At 74.1% G+C, this 3,129-nt stretch carries 2 protein-coding genes; both read right to left on the bottom strand.

Going from position 1 to position 3,129, the window contains the following annotated elements; all coding sequences use genetic code 11:
* Positions 1–111: 111 nt before the first annotated feature.
* Entirely contained in the window at positions 112–1,125 is a 1,014-nt protein-coding gene (locus tag ACWGIG_RS38120; RefSeq protein WP_453326313.1) for a lactonase family protein, read from the bottom strand.
* A gap of 92 nt (positions 1,126–1,217) precedes the next feature.
* On the bottom strand, positions 1,218–2,831 hold the full coding sequence (locus ACWGIG_RS38125) for a nitric oxide synthase oxygenase (protein WP_453326312.1): 1,614 nt from the start codon (positions 2,829–2,831) through the stop codon (positions 1,218–1,220).
* Between the last annotated feature and the right edge of the window lie 298 nt (positions 2,832–3,129).

Raw genomic sequence — 3,129 nt, forward strand, 5'->3', positions numbered from 1 at the left:
CTTCTCCGTTTCTCCGCAGCCGTTCTCCGCAGCCGTTCCCTGTCGCTGTTCTCTGTCGCTGTTCTCTGTCGCTGCTTGTACGTGCGCGGGCTCAGCTCTTACCGGACGGGCTCAGCCGAAGACCACGCAGGACGCCGCCGGGGCCTCGACCGAGCCCGCCCGCCGCGGCACCCCGGTCTCCGCGTCGATGTCGAACCAGGTGACGTCCCCTGAGCGCTCGTTGGCCGCGTACAGGTGCCGGCCGGCCGGGTCCAGGGCCAGGTCGCGCGGCCAGTGGCCGCCGCACGGCACGGTGGCGCGGAGTTCGGGCTGCGCGCCGTCGGCGGAGAGGGCGAACACGGAGATGCTGTCGTGGCCGCGGTTGGCGACCCACAGGAAGCGCCCGTCGGGGGCGACGACGACCTCGGACGCGTAGCTGGGGGCCTCGGGCGGGTCGGGCAGCAGGGAGACCTCACAGAGCGGCGTGAGGGTGCCTGTGGTCGCTTCCCAGCGGCAGGCGGTGAGGGTCGGCGTCAGCTCGCCCACGACGTACGCGTGCGTGCCCGCCGGGTGGAAGGCCAGGTGGCGGGGGCCCGTGCCGGGCCGCAGGGCGACCTCGGTACGCACGCTCAGGGTGCCGGTGTCCGCGGCGAGCGCGCAGACCCGCACCGAGTCGGTGCCGAGGTCGACGCTCAGCACCCAGCGGCCGGACGGGTCCGGCAGCACCTGGTGGGCGTGCGGGCCCTCCTGGCGGCTCCGGTCGGGGCCGCTGCCGTGGTGGTGCAGGACGCAGGACGGCTTGTCGGGGGCGCCGTCGGCGCGCAGCGGGAGGACGGTGACGCTGCCGGAACCGTAGTTCGCGGCCACCAGGTGCGCGCCGGCGAGTGCGAGGTGGGTGGGCGAGCCACCGCCGACCGGTACCGGCTCGCCCAGCGGGCGGGCCACCGCGTCGGCGGTGCCGAACGCGGCGACCGCACCCTGGTCGGTCTCGCTCACCGCGTACAGGACCTGCCCGCCCGGCGCGAGGGCCAGGTACGACGGGTCGGCGACGGCGTCGGTCGCGCCGAGCACCGTGAGCGCGCCCGTCTCCGGATTCACCGCGGCGGTGAGGAGACCGCGCCCGCCCGCGGAGGTGAAGGAGCCGATGAAGGCGCGGGCCTGCCCGGGGCGTTGCGGCTCGGGTCCTGCCTGCTCGGGGCGGGCCTTCTCCGGATGTGCTCCCGATGCCGTGCTGCTGCTCACCGTGCAGCCCCTTTCCGCGAGTTCGTGTGGGTACGGGGGTCCGTGTTCGTACGGGGGCCGACGGTAGCAGGGCGGTCTAGACCACCCTCGGTGAGACCGCCCTCGGTGAGACCGCCCTCGGCGGGACCGACAGGAAGGGGACCGCCCGGGCGGGCCGCCGCTCGGACCGGGGCCGTCCCCGCACCCCGCGCCCGTACGAGCGCGTCCTCGTGGTGCGTGAACAGCGGCGAGAGCTCGGTGTTGTCGTACGTCCGGTGGAAGACCGGCGTCGCCGCACTCGACATGGGCGGCACGATCCACGACCAGTCGGCGGCCACCTCCCGGCCCTTGGCCTCCTCGCGGTCGAGGTGGGTGAGGAAGCGTTCCGACTCGGTGTGGTGGTCGGCGATGGTGATGCCCGCGCGGTCGAAGGAGTGCAGGACAGCCCGGTTGAGCTCCACCAGCGCCCGGTCCTTCCACAGCGAACGGTCGGTGGTGACGTCGAGCCCGAGGCGCTCCGCGAGGGGTGGCAGCAGGTTGTAGCGGTCGGCGTCGGCAAGGTCGCGGGCGCCTATCTCGGTGCCCATGTACCAGCCGTTGAAGGGTGCGCAGGGGTAGCAGATGCCGCCGATCTCCAGGCACATGTGGGAGATCGCGGGAACCGCGTGCCAGCGCAGCCCCCACTCCTGGGCCCAGGTGTCCTCGGGGTGCTGGAGCGGTACTTCGAGGACGGCGTCGGCGGGCAGCTCGTACAGCTGCGGCTTGTCGTCGCTGCCCTGCACGATCAGCGGCAGTACGTCGAAGGGGCTGCCGGGACCGCCGCGCCACCCGAGCCGCATGGCGAGTTCGGTGAGGCCTGCATTGCGCGGGTCGCCGACGACGGCGCCGCCGGCGGCGGTGTAACCGGCGTACCTGACCAGCTGTTCGTTCCAGATGCGGGGGCCGGGGCGGGCCGGGGTGTCGGGGGCGAAGACGGTGATCAGCGGGCGGATCCGGCCGCCGTTGCCCGCCTCGCGAAGGTGGTCGGCGCACTCGCGGGCGACGGTGTCGGCATCGCTGATGTGGCGGCGGTCGCGGACCCGCAGCGAATTCCAGTAGAGGCGGCCGATGCAGCGGTTGCTGTTGCGCCAGGCGACGCGGGCACCGAAGGCGAGTTCGCCGGGGGTGTGGCGGTACGTGCCGGTGGCGTCGATCTCGGCGTGCACGGCGGCGAGCCGGGGCCCTGGGTCGCCGTGGGCCGGCATCTCGCGGTGGTGGAGGCGTACGAAGTCCTCGGCGAGACGGTGCAGGGTGGGGAGGTCGGTGGCGTACGCACGGTTGTCGGGCTGGCCGGGCGGTGGACCGGGAGGGAGGTCCAGCAGATTCCCGGCCCCATGGGCGACGGGACACCGGGCGGCGGAGTCGACGACTGCCGCGGCCCGGTCGTGCTGCTCCGGGGCGGGGACGGGGACGGCAGCGCCGACGGGAGGAACCCGCCTTGCGCGGTCGCGCTGGTCGGGGAAGTGGGGGGCCGGGGCGCTCGGGGAGCTCAGGGAGCCCGCAGAGCTCGGGGAACCCGGGGAGCCCGGGGAGCCCGCAGAGGTCGGGGAGCTCGCATAGCCCGGGGAGCTCGGGGAACCCGGGGAACTCACAGAGCCCGCAGAGCCCGCAGAGCCCGCAGAGGTCGGGGAGCTCGCATAGCCCGGGGAGCTCGGGGCGGTCGGGGAACCCGGGGAACTCACAGAGCCCGCAGCGGTCGGGGAGGTCGGGGAGCTCGCATAGTCCGGCGAACCTGACGAACCCAGGGAGTCCAGGAAGTCCGGGGAGCCCAGGGAGCCCGACGAACCCAGCGAACCTTGGGAACCCTGCGAACCCAGGGAGTCGAGAGAACCCGGCGAACCCAGGGAACCCTGAGAGCCCCGCGCGGCGGCTGTGGGGCCGGTCGGGCCG

The sequence above is a fragment of the Streptomyces sp. NPDC054863 genome (genome assembly GCF_053610825.1).